Below are 16,040 nucleotides of genomic sequence, written 5' to 3'. Positions count from 1 at the left end.
CGTACTCGCCAGGGTTCTATCTCGCTCTACGTTGCAATACAACAGCTTCCCGTCATCAGACGACCAGTCTGACCTGGGCTGCCGCCATCGCAACTCCCAACAGAAATAGGTAATTCGGATGACTGCTGTTGACGGCTCGACCGTTCGTGATCCCGATACGCTGCGTGCGGACATGGTCCGTGCTCTCCGTGACCGGAAAGCGATCGCTTCCGAGCCTGTCGCCGCTGCCTTCGCTGCGCTGCCCCGACACCGGTTCGCACCCGACGCGCCCCTGGACCTCGCCTACGACATCCACCGCACCGTGCCGGTCAAGAGGGACGAGCAGGGGCTGGAGACGAGTGTGATGTCCGCGGCTCACCTCCAGGCCGTGATGCTGGAACAGGCCGCCGTCGAGCCCGGCATGCGAGTCTTGGAGATCGGCTCGGGCGGCTACAACGCCGCGCTCATCCAGGAACTCGTGGGCTGTGACGGAGCGGTCACCACAGTCGACATCGACCGTGACATCGTCGACCGTGCCCGCAGGTGTCTGGACGACACCGGATACGACCGGGTGAGGACGGTGCTCGCCGACGGAGAGGCCGGTGTTCCCGATGGAGCGCCGTATGACCGCATCATCGTCACTGCGGCCGCGTGGGACATTCCCCCGGCGTGGATCGGCCAGCTCACGGAGAAAGGCCGGCTCGTCGTTCCGTTGACCTTGTGCGGGACCACCCGTTCGGTCGCCTTCGACCGCGATGGCGAGGGTCTGCGGAGCCGCTCCTACTGCCTGGCCCGCTTCGTGCCCATCCAGGGCGAAGGCGCAGCCGAAGAACGCAAGGTGGCTCTGCGCGACGGCATCGCCCTGCAGACGGACGACAAGCGCGTCGCCCTCGAGCCCACAGCTCTGGACCAGGCGTTCGACACTCCTCGGTTGGCACGCTGGTCGGGGGCGGCCTACGACCTGCCGGACGAGTTGGAGCTGTACCTGACGCTCAGTCTGTCGCGGCCGGCCCGGCTGCACGCGGCTGAATACCTCGTCGAGCAGGGGCTCGTGGACGCGTCGGCTCTGCTCGGCGTGCCCGCCTTGGTCGCGGACGGCAGCATCGCCTATCGCACCCGCCGCGAGAACGAGAACACCGGCGGTTTCGAGAGCGGCGTCATCGCCCACGGGAACCGGGCCGAAACGCTCGCGGACGAGTACGTGGCCCTGCTGCGTCGCTGGGCCCGGGATCACCGTCGGCAAGGGGCCGCGACCTTCCGGTATCTGCCGGGGAACGTCCCCTCTCCCCTCCCCCAGGGCGCCGTGCAGAAGCGCCACGGCATTGTCACGGTGACCTGGAACTGAGACTCCCGGCCCGCCCTCGGGCCCGGGGGACACCACACCATCAGCCAACTGCCCCGAGGAGGAATGCATGACCATGCAACTGGAAGGCCCGGTCGCGTCCGCACAGCCGGCCGTCGAATTGCGGGAGTCCGACGACTTCGACCTGGACGTCACCATCGCCGAAGGCGGCCCGGCTGCGGACCAGCTCATCCGCCTGACGAACGACGGCTGCAACTCCACCTGCGCGACCGCCTGTGTGAGTTGCCCGTAACAGAGCCGAACCGCGTTCACTGCGGTGTCCGGCCACGCCCCGTCCACGGGTGCGACCGGACACCGCGCGGCCACAGGAGAGGTCTTGTATCGCTACGTTGACGCAGCAATGGTCCGGGCGGCCGCGTGGAGCGATGACCGTCCGGTTGTCTGGCCGGATCTGACCGGCCCGTCCGCAAACGCGGCTTCGTCGCGAGAGTGGCTGCAACACACGTGGCGCGCGGTCGGCTTCGCGGTCGCTGTCAGAGCCGCCAGCCCTGACCTCGCAAGCCGGGTGGACGAGATCTGTGCCGGCCGATCGCTGCCGGACCCAGCCGTACGCCGTGCGGTGCTCTCCGTACTGCGCTACCTGCTGCGTGCCCGCACGCGCGCCACACCATTCGGTCTGTTCGCCGGGGTCGCGGCCGCGAACAGAGGGGCCGGCCCCAAGCTGCGGGTGGGCAACGGGCACCAGGCAACGACCAGGCCCGAAGCGGCACGGATCACGGCTCTCATCGACCGGTTCGAGGGACACAGCACACTGCAGCCCCGCTTGAAGCTGCTCACCTCCGGCCTCGTTGCCGAACGTGATGGGCATGTGGTGATCGAGCACCGCCCATGCGCCGCCCGCGACGGCGCTTCCGAGCAGGTGCGGATCCGCTTGACCAGACCCGTCCGCGAAGCGCTGAAGGCCGCGCGGGCCCCGGTCCTGTGGAGCGACCTCAGCGCGAAGCTGACCGCGGGCTTCCCCACAGCGCCGCCCGCCGCGATCGAGAAACTCCTCTCGGGGCTGGTGAGACAGCGATTCCTGATCACCAGTCTCCGCCCGGCAATGACGGTCACCGACCCGCTCGTCTTCCTCAGAGATCACGCACGGCATCTCCCACGCGTTGAGGCAGCGGTGTTGCGTGAGATCCCCAAGCCGGGGTTCGACCTGAGGGTGGACTGGGACCTGGTGGTCCCGGAGACCGTGGTTCAGGAAACGGCAACGGCAGCCAAGGCGCTCACTCGTCTCGCGCCCCGTGCGGCTCTCAGCGGATGGACTGAATGGCACAGCCGCTTTCTTGAGCGGTACGGCCCCAGGGCGGTCGTCCCCGTCCTGGATGCCATCGACGTACTCGGGTACCCGTCCGGTTACCTCGGCTCCACCACCGTGCCGGCGCCCTCGCCGTTGACCGACCGCGACAGTCGCCTCATCAAGCTCGCCCACACAGCAGGGATACGGCGCTGCCTCGAAGTCGAGCTCGACGATGCCGCGATCGAGGAACTGGCCACCACGGATCCCGGCCGCCCGGTGCAACCGAGCACCGAAGTGACCGTCCGCATTCACGCTGCGAGCGTTCCAGCATTGGCGCGGGGCGAGTTCACCCTGCACGTAGTCGGAGTGGCACGCTCGGCCGGAGCGACCACCGGTCGCTTCCTGGACGTACTGCACGCCGAGGACCGCCGCCGCATGACCGAGGTGTACGCCTCACTGCCCGCCGTACACGAGAACGCGCTCGTCGCACAGATCAACTCCACCCCACTGTCCGCGCGCGCTGAGAACGTCGCACGCGCCCCGCAGGCAACGGAACTCGCGATCTCGCTCGGCGACTACCCGGCCCCGGACACGAGTCTGATCTCCGTGACGGACCTGGCGGTGACCGCCGACGCCCAACGATTGCACCTGGTCTCGCTCTCCCGTCGCCGCCCGGTGCACACGCTGCTGTTGAATGCGGTGGATCTGAGCCATCACACCCATCCGCTGGCACGCTTCCTGGCCGAGGCGCCAGTCGCGCTGGCGGTCCCCTGCACCGGGTTCGTGTGGGGCACCGCCGCCTCCAACCTGCCGTTTCTCCCCGCGCTGCGCTACGGACGCACGATCCTGTCCCCGGCTCGCTGGCTCCTGACCAGCACCGACCTGCCCGGCGCGCCGGCGTCGTGGCCGCAGTGGGACCAAGCCCTCGCCCGGTGGCGACGTGACGCTCATCTGCCCGAGCGGGTGTATCTGAGCGATGCCGACCAGCGCATGGCATTGGACTTGGCGGAGCCCTCACACCGGGCCCTGCTGCGCACGCACCTGGACCGCGACGGAGCGGTCACGCTGCACCCCGCGCCGCAGCACGGGGGTCTGGGATGGACCGGCGGCCGCGCTCACGAGATCGTCATTCCCCTGGCCGCCACAGACCAGGCCCTCGCCCCCGTCCCGGGGCCGGGCCACGTCGTCGGCCGTGAGCACGGCCATCTACCCGGCTGCGACAACCGCATCTTCCTCCAACTCCACGGGCACCGTGACCGGCAGGACCCTTTGCTGGTCCGGCACCTGCCGGCTCTTCTGGAAGAGCTGGGCGCACCCCAGTGGTGGTTCGTTCGCTACCGATCCCCTCAAGACCACCTCCGCGTCCGCCTGGCCTGCGCACCCGGAACACTCGGCTCGGCCATTGAGCACCTCGGGGGATGGACCCGCAGGCTTCGGAACAGCGGCCTGATCACCCACGCAAGCCTGGAGACGTACCTCCCAGAGACCGCGCGCTTCGGCGGCCCTGCGGCGATGGACGCGGCCGAGGAGTTCTTCGCCGCCGACAGCGCCGCTGCCCTGGCCCAACTCGTTGCTCAGAGCGAGAGGCAAGCGCCCAGTCCCGATGCGCTGACTGCGGCGAGCATGGTGGACATCGCCTCCGGTCTACTGGGGGACGCCGAGGCGATGCACTGGCTGATCAAGCACGCTCGCACGAACCCGCCCGCGCCACCCCGCGATGTCTACCGCCAGGCCGTCAACCTGGTGAGCGCCGATGCTCCGGGCCTGGACGCGAGCGTCAGAGCACGTTGGTCCGCACGCCGCAACGCGCTGGCCACCTACGGCCGTGTCATCACGGATGCTGGGACACGCCCACAGGATTTGCTCGCGGACCTGCTGCATCTGCACCACGTCCGGATGTGCGGGCCGGAGCCGGCACGAGAGCGCCTCCACCTGCACCTGGCCAGAGCCGCCGCCCTGAGCTGGAAGGCTCGGGCAAGGAGGACACCATGACCGCGACAGCCCTCACCTCCGCCGCGCTGTCGGCCGCCGACCAACTGGCCCACGCACTGACCGACCCCCACTTCGCGTGGCGCGGCAGCCGGCCGGACGGCGGCCGCGCCTGGCCGCAGTCTCTGGCCGGCGGAGCCTCGGGCATCGCCCTGCTGCACATCGAACGCGCCCGGACCGGCCGCGGGAGCTGGAACACCGCCCACACCTGGCTGACTGCGGCCGTGCACGGCGACGTGAGCGCGGCGGCCAACGCGAACCTGTTCTTCGGCGCTCCGGCCCTGGCCTTCATCACACACCGCGCGGCCAGCGCATCCAGCCGGTATCTGCGGCTCCTGGACCACCTGGATCGAGCGACCCTCACCCTCACGCGGACCCGCCTGGCCAAGGCACACCTGCGCATCGACCGCGCCGAGCGGCCCCCCATGGAAGAGTTCGACTTGATCCAGGGTCTGTCCGGGCTGGCTGCCTACCATCTGAGCCGCCACCCGCACCACGAGATCACCCGCGACGCCCTTGCCTATCTGGTCCGCCTGACCGAGCCCTTACCCGGTCAGGCCGGGCTGCCACCGTGGTGGACGACCGTGGCACCTACCGGAGCACCCAGCGCCGACTACCCGCACGGGCACGGGAACTTCGGGCTCGCCCACGGCATGGGAGCCGCTCTGTCCGTGCTCTCCCTGGCCCTGCTGCGCGGTCTGGCACTTCCTGGGATGGTCCGCGCCGTCGAACGGATCTGTGCCTGGACCGACCAGTGGCGCCAGGGTGAGAAGACCGGCTCCTGGTGGCCGGGCCTCATCACCCTGGAACAGGCGGCCGGCGGACGCGTCCATCCCGACCTGCACCCCCGGCCCTCCTGGTGCTACGGCGTCAGCGGCACGGCCCGCGCCCAGCAACTGGCCGGACTCGCTCTCCGCACCCCGGCGCGCGTACAGGCAGCCGAGAACGCGATCCTCGCGGCCCTGCGCGACCCCATCCAGCTGGACAGGCTCCCCGAGATCGGGCTGTGCCACGGCATGGCCGGTCTGCTGCACGCCGCATGGCGGATGGCCACCGAGACGGGCAACACCGAGATCACCGCGGAACTGCCCCATTTGGCCGACCGCTTGATCATTGCAATCCATCGAGGTGACCACGCCCCGGAACTGCTCGACGGAGCTGCCGGAGCGGCCCTTGCTCTGCACACCCTCGGCGTGGGCAGCGCCCCCACGCCGCACTGGGACACCTTCCTCGCCGTGGCATGAACGCCCTGGAGACCCCCATGGACTCACCCACCTGGCACCAGGCCAACATCGCATTTCCCGACTGGGAGCGCGCCGAGACGACCGCCCTGGCCCAGCTCGCCCCGCTCCTGCGCACCGCGGAGGACCAAGGCCCGGTGATCGCGTGGTTCCTCATCCGCAAACGCCCGTGCTGGCGCGTGCGCTACCTGTCTGCCACGGACGTACGACACCACATGGGCCGGTACTTGAACGCACTCGTCGCAGGCGGCTACGCCACAGGGTGGACGGAGGTCGTCTACGAACCCGAGGTACACGCCTTCGGCGGCGCCGAAGCCATGGCATCCGCCCACCGCCTCTTCCACCGCGACAGCCGCAGCCTGATCGTCCACCTCCGAGGCGACGCCGGCAGGCTCCGGCGCGAGACATCCCTCCTGCTGTGCAGCCTGCTGATGCGCTCCGCCGGACTGGACTGGTACGAGCAGGGCGACGTCTGGGCACGCGTCGGCACCCACCGAGCGCTGTCTCCCGGCACTGGGCGGGACGCCCGCTGCCAACTGCGCGCTGCCGTGTACCGGCTGATCTCCGTACACGGTGAGGACCTGATGCGCACGGGGGAATCACTGGCCCACGTTGCCGGATGGGCCCGCGCCTACACCGATGCCGGAAGGGAGTTCGCTCACCTCAGCAATTCCGGACAGCTTCACCGCGGCCTGCGTGATGTCCTGGCACACCACGTGCTGTTCGCCTGGAACCGGATGGGCCTGCCCTACACCACGCAGGCGGCACTCGCCGACGCCGCGAAAACCGCCGTCTTCGGCCCCGACCCCACCACGGAGAGGAGCACCGCGGGTGGTCTGGAAACCCCCTGACGTCGTGGCCCGGCGCTTCCCACTCATCGCTCGACCCCGCCCCGCCTGCCTCCCTCTGCACCGGCGTGTGCACGCGCTCGTCGAACTCGCCGATACCGCGGCGAAGCGGGGCGACCCGAGCGTGGCTTCCACCGTCATCAACCAAGCCGCGCTCATCGCCTCCGATGTCGGCCTTCCCGCCCTCGCACGCGAGATGTGCCGCCGGCACGCCGCTACCTACCTGCGCACCGCTCCCCTTACCGCCGGGTCCGCGATCCGCGCCCTCGAACCCGTGGTGAACCTCGCCCGCCTCCACCTGCGCGCCGGAAGAGCAGATGACGGCCGCCAACACCTCCTGACGCTGTTCGACGCCATCACCACTGGGCGCCCCGCCCGGGTCGAGGACGTTGCCGTACCCGCTGATCTGGTACAGCAGGCCGACGACCGCGAAGAGGTCCGTGTCTGGCTGTGGAGCATCCTCCTCGCCGACGGCACGCGCGCACTGGCCACAGCCGGCCGCTGGACCGAAGCCCTCGCCCATGTCCAGGCGCGCCGCGGCATAGGACAGCGCATGCTCGACGGCCGCCAAGTGGCCGTCCTCGCCGCCTTGGTCGCACTCGATCCGGCGCACGCCGGGGACCTTCTTGGCGACACCGCTCCGGGCGAACCATGGGAACAGGCCGTGACCGCGTGTCTGACCGCACTGTGTCATCGCTCTACCGGGCAGCTGGTCGACCGGTATGCCCATGGGTTGGCGGACATCTAGGTCGATCTGGAGCCCACACCAGACACTGCTGCCTTCGATGCCCGGTTGGGTCTGACGATCCTGGACATCATCGGGAGCGACAGCGAAGCCGTCGCGCGCCGCGTCGTCAAGGAACTGCACCGCCGTGCCACGAAACTGAACGACGGAAACGCCGCGCGGGAACACTTGGCCCACTCCTTGTTCACCGCGTTCGCGACGGGCGGGCAGCAGAAGAACTGCCAAGACATAGTGAACGCCTGCGCCCTCGGAGCCGGCAAGCTCCCTGACGGACTGCGCGGCCAACTCACCACGGCGCTCCGTACGAGCCACCGCACGATCCGGGATGCTCTGCCCGTACAGCATCACGCCTCGCGTCGAGACTGACCGCACCCTCACAGCACGGACGGCTCCCCTTCCGGTATGCCTCGGCCACGACAACCGTGTGCGCGAACCACTCCAGTACCGCGCAGATCTCCTCGCTGTGCTCGGCGAAGATCTCCAGAGGGAACGACGGGCGCAGGTCCAGCTTCGCCGCGGCCAGGTCGATCCCCTTGATCTCATTGAACCGGGTCAGCAGCGCCCGCCGCAGCGGTTCGTCGTCGAACGGCGGGCGTCGCTTCAGATCCTGGAAGACGACCTCGGCCGTGCCGGAGACCGGATAGACGGCGATCGGCCAGCGCGCAGCACCAAGCCCCGCGCTCCTCTCCTGCCGAAGGCTCGTTCAGCACCTCCGCGACCATCTGGACCGGGCGGAGCGTGGCTCCCGGTCGTCAAACGGCCACCACGTGTACATCCGTCGGCGCGAGGACCGTCAGGTAGGCCCGGATGTCCCCCGGGTCGGTGGTAAAGATCACCGCGCTGCCGTGCCGGGCGGCTGCCAGGGCCACCCAGGCGTCCACCGTGTCCGGCCGCTTCTTCGCCGGCAGGGCCGCCCTGCCCAGGGAGGTGCCGATGCGCCGCCAGTCCGCGAGATCCGGGCCCGTCGCACAGGCCAAGCACTCCGGACGGCCGGCCTTCGTCTCGCGCATGGGCGGCTCGGACGTGCGGGCCTGAGGAACCGTGCAGTCCTTCAGGACGCCGGACAGGGCGTGCACCAACGCCGGTTGGGGGCGCCACACCTGGGCGAGGACCGGGCCGAGCACCAGTGCCCGGTGCGGGACCGTGCGCAGCCCCTCGTGCAGGGCCACCGCCTTGGCTTTGCGGTCGGCGAGCGCGATGAGCATGCCGGTGTCGTAGACCGGCACCCGTGCGCTCACGCGGCATGTCCCGGACGGCGGCCCTTCCGGTCCTGGCCGCGGACGAGGCCCAGGGCCTCCTCGACTTCGAGGCGTTCCTGCTCCGTCAGTTCCGCGGCCGGTTCCCGGGCGGGTTCGGCGGGCAGTCCGTCCGCCGCTCGCTCCGCCCGGGAGATGACTGCGTCCACCTCGGCGAACTGTTCCTCTATGGCGTCGCTCTCGGCCATCTGGCGCGTGGCGGCATGCACCAGGTACGCCGAGACGTCGATGCCCGCCCGCTCCGCGTGCTGCCTGATGCGTTCGGCCTGGTCCTGGTCCAAGCTGATACTGATCCGCGTCTTTGCCACGAAGGCATCGTAATACGCGTATGACAGCGATGCGAGTGCTGTGGGACGGATTGATCCAGATCCCTCTCGCGAGAGAGGGGGCGGCACTTGATTACGGCGTCCGGAGCGTCAGAGCCCAAGCTCATGCCCGCACACCGAGCTGATTGCGAGGCGTGAGGCATCGGAAACGAAAAATTACCGGTCGAGTCACACGACTCGACCGGTAATTCCCACTGGTGTCCGAGGGGGGACTTGAACCCCCACGCCCGATAAAGGGCACTAGCACCTCAAGCTAGCGCGTCTGCCATTCCGCCACCCGGACAAGGTGAGCGCCTCGGTTTCCCGCGGCGACGAGACCAACGATACCAGGGGTTCCGGGTGTGTTTCACCTTCGTATGCCCAGCGGGCGGAGGGCCAGCGGAGGGCCCTCACGCCTGCGGTGACCTGTCGCTATGACGGGGAGTGACCGGTCCCGGACCTGCGGTCGGGGCCACTGGGCCGGCCGGTCGCGGTGTGCCCTGCCCGTCACTCTGTGCGAGGACCGGACGCTCTGGTGCGCGGTCGCGCGTCCCCCTTCGCCGTTGACGGGTCTCGGGGTGGGCGGCAGGTGCGCCGGTCGGCAACCCGGACCCTTGGCCGGCCGCCGGCCCGCAGTCGCGCGGCCTTGGCCCGGCCCGCCGCCGGGGGTTCCCCGAGGGGGCCGACGGGGGCCTCCTGGGGTGGATGTCCGGGGTGTCCCGGTGCCGGTGGGGAAGCCGGCCGTCGAGCATGAGGATCAGCCATCAGCCCCGTCTTCTGAACGGAGACGCCCATGTCCTCAACACCGCCTCGCCGCCGCATCCTCCGCACGGCCGCCGCGGCCGCCGTGGCCGGTCTGGCCGCGCCGCCGCTGCTCGGCGCCGCCGGGTCCGCCCGGGCCGACGCCGGCCCGGCCCTCGGCCTCGGCGTCGGCTCCGGTCCGAGCTCCGTACCCGGCCACGACGGCGGGGGCGCTCAGGTCATCCGGGAGCGGCGGACCGGGGAGCGGATCGTCGATCTGACCCTCCGCTCCCCCGCCCTGGGCGGCACCGCCGACGTGCGGCTGCTCGTCCCCGACGGCTGGGACGAGCGCGGCCCCCGGGACCGCTGGCCCGTGCTGTGGCTGCTGCCCGGCGGCAACGCGGAGCATCTGGCCTTCACCGACGAGTACGGCCTCCAGCACGAGCCCTCCGTGCGGAAGGTGCTGGTGGTGATGCCGTCGATGCCGTTCTACGGCTTCTACACGGACTGGTGGAACGGCGGCACCGGCGGCCCTCCGGCCGTGGAGTCCTTCCATCTGCGGGAGCTGCGGCCGCTGCTGGAGCGGGACTACGGGGCGGGTGTGCGCCGTGCCGTGGCCGGGGAGTCGCAGGGCGGGTACGGGGCGTTGAAGTACGCGGCGCGCCACCCGGGGGTGTTCCGCGCCGCGGCCAGTTGGAGCGGGTTTCTGCATCCGCTGATGTATCCGGACGCGGTCGTGTGCGGGTCGGAGTACCTGGGTGTCGAGTGGCGGCGGATCTGGGGCGACCCGGTGCGGCAGCGGCACATCTGGGAGGCCAACGACCCGTACTACCTGGCCCCGCGGCTCAGGGGCGTCCGGGTGCACATCGCCTCCGGTGACGGGACCCCGGGCCGTCTCGACCCGCCGGACGTCGAACCGGACGAGGATATCCCCGGATTCGAGGAGCTGGCGCGGCTCTTCCCCCGGGAGGTGATCTCCCTGACGGAGTCGATCATGGGCGACGAGTCCCGGGCGGTGGCGTACCGGCTCCAGCAGGAGGGGGTGCGGATCAGCACGCACTTCTTCCGCGGTACGCACGCCCCGGCCTACTGGGAGCGGGAGCTGTACGCCACGCTGCCGATGCTGCTCGGGGCGCTGCGGGACCGGTGAGCGCGAACCGCGCCCGGGCGGGGCTGCCTCCGTTTCCCAGCCCGGCGGCACCGCCCCGTCCGCCACCGGTTCCCGCCGCGTCCGGATCCCCCGCCCCGGTCCCCCCGCGTCCGGTGTTCCGCCACCCGTGTTCCGTCTCCGGTGGGGCGCTGGTCCGTGCTGCGACCGCTCCGCGGTCCGGTGCCCCGTGGCCGGGTCCGCCCCCGCCCCGTCACGGCCGGGCGCAAGCCGTGCCGCCCCGGCTCCGGGCTCCTGATCCGGCCGCGGTGGACGGCGGGGGCGGGGGCGGGGGCGGGGCGCCGCCGTCAGCAGTCCGGCTTCGCGCGCAGGGAGCGCAGGTGGGCCGCCGAGCGGCGGGCGAAGGAGAGGGAGTCGGCCGGGTTGTCGTGTTCGGCGATCCAGTGGTGCGAGCGGCTGCCGTGGCGGTGGCGGGCGAGGCGTTCCACGCCGCCGATGAAGCGCTGGTAGTCGATGTCGCCGTCGCCGACGTCCGTCATGCGGTAGCCGTCGCGGGTGGACGGGTCGTGTTCGCCGTCCTTGACGTGGAAGAGCGGGTAGCGGTGCGGCTGCTTCAGGACGTAGTCGATCGGGTCGAACGGCGCCGGCTTGCCGTCCGGGCGGACGCTGAAGCGGAACTGGGCGCAGTAGGCCCAGTAGATGTCCATTTCGAGGGAGACCAGGTGCGGGTCCGTCTCGGCGAGCAGCACATCGTAGAGGCGGACGTCGGGGCGGTCGCTCGCGAAGGAGAACTCCTCCGCGTGGTTGTGCTGGTAGAAGGTGATGCCGCGCTCCTTGGCCGCGGCGCCGTAGGTGTTGAAGTCCTCGGCGGCCCGCTTCCAGGCGTCGACCGTGTCGCCGTAGCGGAACGGCCCGCTGGCCGTGCCGATGTGCTTCAGGCCCAGCTCCGCGGCGTCGTCCAGGACTTGGCCGAGGCTGGTGGCGAAGGTGTAGGCGGTGGGGTCGTCGGAGTAGTAGCCGACGTGGCTGCCGACGGCCCGCAGGCCGCTGTCGCGGACCAGGCGGCGGAGCTCGGGGAGGGTGATCGGGCCGGCGGTGCCCTGGGTGTAGCCGGCGAATTCGATCTCGTCGTAGCCGTACTTCTCCAACTCCGCGAAGACTCGGGCGAATCCGGCCGTGGAGACCTGGTCGCGGAGGCTGTAGAGCTGCACGCCGAGCCGTCCGGGCGGGAGGAGCGGGCCGCCCCGTCCGGCGGGGGCGGAGGCTCGGCCGGGGTCGGCGGCCTCCGCGGCGCGGGCCGTCCCGGCGCCCGCCGTGCCGAGGAGGGCGGCGGCGGTGGTTCCCGCGGCGACGCCGAGGAATCCGCGGCGGCGGAGGCGCTGGGCGAGTTCGGAGTCGTTCTTCACGGTGACGCTCCTGTCGGGAAGGAGTGGGAGGGGGCAAAGGGCTGAGCGCGCAGGGCGGTTCGGCCGTCATGGTGGCCGGGCGGACACGGTGCGGCGGTGCGGTTGACGGGCTGCGTAAGTGGTGGGGTCGCGCGGGCGGTGCGGTGGGTGGGGTTACGCAGGTGGTGCGGGTGACGCGGTGATGCCGACGGCAGGGATGGTGCCGGTGGTGCCGTGGTCTCCGTGGTGCCGGGTGCGGTCGGTGCCGGTGGAGCGGTCGGGCGCCCGGATCAGCCCAGCCCGGCCAGGCGGAGGAGGAGGGACTTGACGGCCGTGGCCGGGACCGGGGCGCCGTCGGCGCGGAGCGCGCCCGGGCGGGAGCAGATCAGCAGCGGGCCGTCCTCCTCCCGGTCCGGCAGCCGGCCGTGGCTGCCGCGCACCGGTGTGGGGTCGAGGGGGACGACGGCCATCCGGTAGCGCATGCCGAGTTTCTTGCGGGCCAGTGCCGTCCCGGCGCGCAGCCGGACGTAGGGGTCCTCCGGGTCCATGAACAGCTCGGCCGGGTCGTAGCCGGGCTTGCGGTGGATCTCCACGAGCTGCGCGAAGTCGGGGGCGCGGTCGTCGTCCAGCCAGTAGTAGTACGTGAACCAGGCGTCGGGTTCGGCGACGGCGACCAGTTCGCCGGAGCGCGGATGGTCCAGACCGTGGGCCTTCTTGCCCTCGTCGTCGAGGAGTTCGGCGATGCCGGGGAGGCCGGCGAGGGCTTCGCGGACGGCGGTCGTCTCCGCCGGGTCGCCGGGGCGGCGGATGTAGACGTGGGCGAGCTGGTGGTCGGCGACGGCGAAGGCGCGGGAGGTCCAGGGGTCGAGGTACTCCATGCCGTCCTGGGTGTACACCTCCAGCAGGCCGGCGCGGCGCAGGGCGCGGTTGATGTCGACGGGGCGGCTGACGCGGGTGATGCCGTACTCCGAGAGGGCGACGACCGTCGCCCCGGCGGCCCGGGCCTCGTCCAGGAGCGGGACGAGGGCGGTGTCGAGGGCGGTGGCGGCGGCGTGGGAGCGGGGGTCGTCGGGGCCGTACCGCTGGAGGTCGTAGTCGAGGTGCGGGAGGTAGCAGAGGGTGAGGTCGGTGGGGCGGGTGCGCATGAGGTGGCGGGTGGCGTCGATGATCCACTGGGTGGAGGTGAGGCCGGCGCCGGGGCCCCAGAAGTGGAAGAGCGGGAACGTGCCGAGTTTCTCCGTGAGTTCGTCGCGGAGGCCGGTGGGGCGCGTGTAGCAGTCGGGTTCCTTGCGGCCGTCGGCGTAGTAGACGGGGCGCGGGGTGACGGTGATGTCGGTGTCGGCGCCCATCGCGTACCACCAGCAGACGTTGGTGACGGTGTAGCCGGGATGCGCGCGGCGGGCCGCGTCCCAGAGCTTGTCGCCGCCGACGAGACCGTTGTGCTGCCGCCACAGCAGCACCTCGCCCTGCTCGCGGAAGTACCAGCCGTTGCCGACGATGCCGTGCTCGGCGGGCAGGGCGCCGGTGAGGAACGTCGACTGGGCGGCGCAGGTGACCGCGGGGAGGACGGTCTCCAGGGGCGAGCGGTCGCCGGTCTCGGCCAGCTCGCGGAGGTTGGGCATGTGGGCGAGCAGGCGGGGGGTGAGACCGACGACGTCGAGGACCAGCAGCCTGCGGGGGGCGAGGGGGGCGTGGTCGTCCGGGATGCCCGGGTCTTCTGTGCGGGCCGTCCCGGTCGGGCCCGGGGTACCGGGGGGTGTCACGGCAGCTCCTTGAGGCCGAGGTCGGTCAACAGGTCTCGGACGAGGCACAGTTCGGCGGCGATGCCCTCGGCCAGCCGGGCCCGGGTGCGGGGGCGCAGCTCGGGCGGCAGGGTCTGCCAGGTGTAGGTCTCCACCTCCAGGTGGCGGGTGAGGGGCACCGGGCCGCCGACGAGCCGGGTGAGGGTGTCGCGGAGGACGGGGAGGGTGGAGGTCAGCGGGGGCGCGGGCTCGGCGTGCAGGGGGACGTGGAGGTGGACCCGCCAGGGGGCGGTCGTGGGGAGCGCCGTGCCCGCGCGGCTCGCACCACCGGCGGCCCGGGTGGACGGTTCCGTGGCGGGCAGGCCCAGGGCCTCGGGCAGGTCGTCGGTGCCGGCGACCTGCCCCTCCGGGGTGCGGGTGCGGGTCTGGTGGAGGAAGCGCGGTTCGGCGAAGGCGGCCAGGGCCGCCCGTACGTCCTCCCGTCCGGGCTGTTCGGCGTGCAGCGCCGCCGACAGCTGGGCCTTGACGACGGGGATGCCCGCCGCGCCGAGCGCGTCCAGGGCCGGGCCGGGCTCCTCGAACTCGGTCGCGAGGTGGCAGGTGTCCACGCAGACGCCGATGCGGTGGAGCGGCGGGCCGCCCCGGCCGCTGAGCGCGGCGACCGCGTCGGCGGTGGTGGCGACGGTGCAGCCGGGTTCCGGTTCGAGGCCGATCCGGATGGAGGTGCCGGTGAGGTCCTGCAGGGCGTCGAGCCGCTGAGCGAGCAGGGTGAGGGCCCGGCGGGCGGTGCGCTCCGAGGCGGCGTTGTACGGGGTGCGCCAGGCGAGGGGGAGGGTGGAGATGGTGCCCTCGGGCTCGTCGTCGGGGAGCAGTCCGGCGAGGAGGCGGGCGAGGTCGGTGGTGTGGCCGAGGCGTTCCGGTTCCGTCCAGTCGGGGCGGTAGACGCGGTACTTGACCCGTTCGGCGCCGAAGCCCGCGTACGGGAAGCCGTTGAGGGTGACGACCTCCAGGCCGCGCCGGTCGAGTTCGGCGCGGAGGGAGCGGAGCGCGGCCGGGTCGGCGACGAGCGCGCGGGCGGCGTCGCGGGCCAGCCAGAGGCCGATGCCGAGCCGGTCCCGGCCGAGGCGGCGGCGTACGGGTTCGCAGTGCTCGCGGAGTTGGCGGAGCACGCCGTCGAGGGTTTCCGCCGGGTGGACGTTGGTGCAGTACGCGAGGTGGACGGTCGAGCCGTCGGGATGCCGGAAGCGCACGGGTCAGGAGCCTCCCCGGAGTATGGAGTTGCCCTCGTGGGTAGCGGCGGCGGCCGGGGCGGGGGCGGCCGTGTCGAGCCGGCCGCTCTGCCCGTAGAAGGCCACGGGGTTGCGCCACAGGACCTGGTCGACCTCGTCGTCGGTGAACCCGGCGGCGAGCATCGCGTCGCCTGCCTGCCGGGTCGTCAGCGGGTCGCTGCGGCCCCAGTCGGCGGCGGAGTTGACGAGCATGCGCTCGGTGCCGTGGGAGCGGAGGAGGGCGACCATGCGGGCCGGGTCCATCTTGGTGTCGGGGTACAGGGAGAAGCCGAGCCAGCAGCCGCTGTCGCGTGCCTCGTCGACGGTCGTCTCGTTGAGGTGGTCGAGCAGGACGAGCCCGGGGTCGAGGTCGGACTCCCGCACGACGTCGAGGGTGCGGCGGAGGCCGGCGGCCTTGTCGCGGTGCGGGGTGTGGACCAGGGCGGGCAGCTCGTGGTCGGCGGCGAGCTGGAGCTGCGCGGCGAGGGCCTCGTCCTCGGCGGGGGTCATCGAGTCGTAGCCGATCTCCCCGACGGCGACGACCGAGTCCTTGACGAGATAGCGCGGCAGTTCGTCCAGGACGGGGACGCAGCGCGGGTCGTTCGCCTCCTTGGGGTTGAGGGCGATCGTGCAGTGGTGCGCGATGCCGTACTGGGCGGCGCGGAACGGCTCCCAGCCGAGGAGCGCGTCGAAGTAGTCGAAGAAGCTGGCCGGTGCGGTGCGGGGCTGGCCGAGCCAGAAGGACGGCTCGACGACGGCGCGGACGCCCGCCGCGTACATGGCCTCGTAGTCGTTGGTGGTGCGCGAGGTCATATGGATGTGCGGGTCGAAGATGCGCATGG

Annotated in this window: 12 protein-coding genes, 1 tRNA gene and 1 pseudogene; 7 read left to right on the top strand and 7 right to left on the bottom strand. The window is 71.6% G+C overall.

Going from position 1 to position 16,040, the window contains the following annotated elements; genetic code table 11:
• Positions 1 to 118 precede the first annotated feature (118 nt).
• The 6 genes and pseudogenes from fxlM to IF83_RS30530 all read left to right on the top strand — a co-directional run bounded on the left by fxlM (position 119) and on the right by IF83_RS30530 (position 7,759).
• Entirely contained in the window at positions 119 to 1,324 is a 1,206-nt protein-coding gene (fxlM, locus tag IF83_RS0121735) for a methyltransferase, FxLD system (RefSeq protein WP_030546679.1), read from the top strand.
• A gap of 67 nt (positions 1,325 to 1,391) precedes the next feature.
• Complete coding sequence (locus tag IF83_RS0121730; RefSeq protein WP_030546676.1) at positions 1,392 to 1,574, top strand: FxLD family lanthipeptide; 183 nt, start codon at positions 1,392 to 1,394, stop codon at positions 1,572 to 1,574.
• An 84-nt stretch (positions 1,575 to 1,658) separates the two neighbouring features.
• A complete protein-coding gene (locus IF83_RS0121725) occupies positions 1,659 to 4,562 on the top strand; it encodes a lantibiotic dehydratase (protein ID WP_030546674.1) in 2,904 nt (967 codons plus the stop codon).
• On the top strand, positions 4,559 to 5,803 hold the full coding sequence (locus IF83_RS0121720; RefSeq protein WP_030546672.1) for a lanthionine synthetase C family protein: 1,245 nt from the start codon (positions 4,559 to 4,561) through the stop codon (positions 5,801 to 5,803). Before IF83_RS0121725 ends, IF83_RS0121720 begins: the two co-directional genes overlap by 4 nt.
• Before the next feature lie 17 nt (positions 5,804 to 5,820).
• Positions 5,821 to 6,651, top strand: coding sequence for a thiopeptide-type bacteriocin biosynthesis protein (locus IF83_RS0121715; RefSeq protein WP_030546670.1), 831 nt, complete (start codon positions 5,821 to 5,823; stop codon positions 6,649 to 6,651).
• A gap of 67 nt (positions 6,652 to 6,718) precedes the next feature.
• Positions 6,719 to 7,759, top strand: a pseudogene (locus IF83_RS30530) (hypothetical protein).
• A 386-nt stretch (positions 7,760 to 8,145) separates the two neighbouring features.
• Here the strand turns inward: IF83_RS30530 and IF83_RS0121705 are convergent.
• The 3 genes from IF83_RS0121705 to IF83_RS0121695 form a co-directional block, all read right to left on the bottom strand.
• Complete coding sequence (locus tag IF83_RS0121705) at positions 8,146 to 8,631, bottom strand: PIN domain-containing protein (RefSeq protein ID WP_030546668.1); 486 nt, start codon at positions 8,629 to 8,631, stop codon at positions 8,146 to 8,148.
• Complete coding sequence (locus tag IF83_RS0121700; RefSeq protein WP_244177160.1) at positions 8,628 to 8,957, bottom strand: plasmid mobilization protein; 330 nt, start codon at positions 8,955 to 8,957, stop codon at positions 8,628 to 8,630. The genes IF83_RS0121705 and IF83_RS0121700 overlap by 4 nt, the downstream gene beginning before the upstream one ends.
• Positions 8,958 to 9,170: 213 nt before the next feature.
• Positions 9,171 to 9,258 (bottom strand) — tRNA-Leu (locus tag IF83_RS0121695).
• Positions 9,259 to 9,747: 489 nt separating this feature from the next.
• Between IF83_RS0121695 and IF83_RS0121690 the strand changes: the two genes are divergently transcribed.
• On the top strand, positions 9,748 to 10,845 hold the full coding sequence (locus tag IF83_RS0121690; protein WP_030546664.1) for an alpha/beta hydrolase: 1,098 nt from the start codon (positions 9,748 to 9,750) through the stop codon (positions 10,843 to 10,845).
• Positions 10,846 to 11,150: 305 nt separating this feature from the next.
• On the opposite strand, the gene IF83_RS0121685 is transcribed toward IF83_RS0121690, so the two are convergent.
• From IF83_RS0121685 to IF83_RS0121670, 4 genes are all read right to left on the bottom strand, one after another.
• Positions 11,151 to 12,209 carry a sugar phosphate isomerase/epimerase family protein gene (locus IF83_RS0121685; protein ID WP_030546662.1) on the bottom strand — a complete coding sequence of 353 codons (1,059 nt, stop codon included), beginning with the start codon at positions 12,207 to 12,209 and terminating at the stop codon, positions 11,151 to 11,153.
• Positions 12,210 to 12,478: 269 nt separating this feature from the next.
• A complete protein-coding gene (locus tag IF83_RS0121680) occupies positions 12,479 to 13,894 on the bottom strand; it encodes an alkaline phosphatase family protein (RefSeq protein WP_051723104.1) in 1,416 nt (471 codons plus the stop codon).
• 53 nt (positions 13,895 to 13,947) lie between these two features.
• On the bottom strand, positions 13,948 to 15,180 hold the full coding sequence (gene eboE, locus IF83_RS0121675; RefSeq protein ID WP_030546658.1) for a metabolite traffic protein EboE: 1,233 nt from the start codon (positions 15,178 to 15,180) through the stop codon (positions 13,948 to 13,950).
• 3 nt (positions 15,181 to 15,183) lie between these two features.
• Complete coding sequence (locus IF83_RS0121670) at positions 15,184 to 16,038, bottom strand: TatD family hydrolase (protein WP_030546656.1); 855 nt, start codon at positions 16,036 to 16,038, stop codon at positions 15,184 to 15,186.
• Positions 16,039 to 16,040: the final 2 nt, after the last annotated feature.

The organism is Streptomyces albus subsp. albus (assembly GCF_000719865.1).
GTDB lineage: Bacteria > Actinomycetota > Actinomycetes > Streptomycetales > Streptomycetaceae > Streptomyces > Streptomyces albus_E.
The sequence above is the reverse complement of the archived record's forward strand: the minus strand, read 5'-3'. Positions and strand labels throughout refer to the sequence as shown.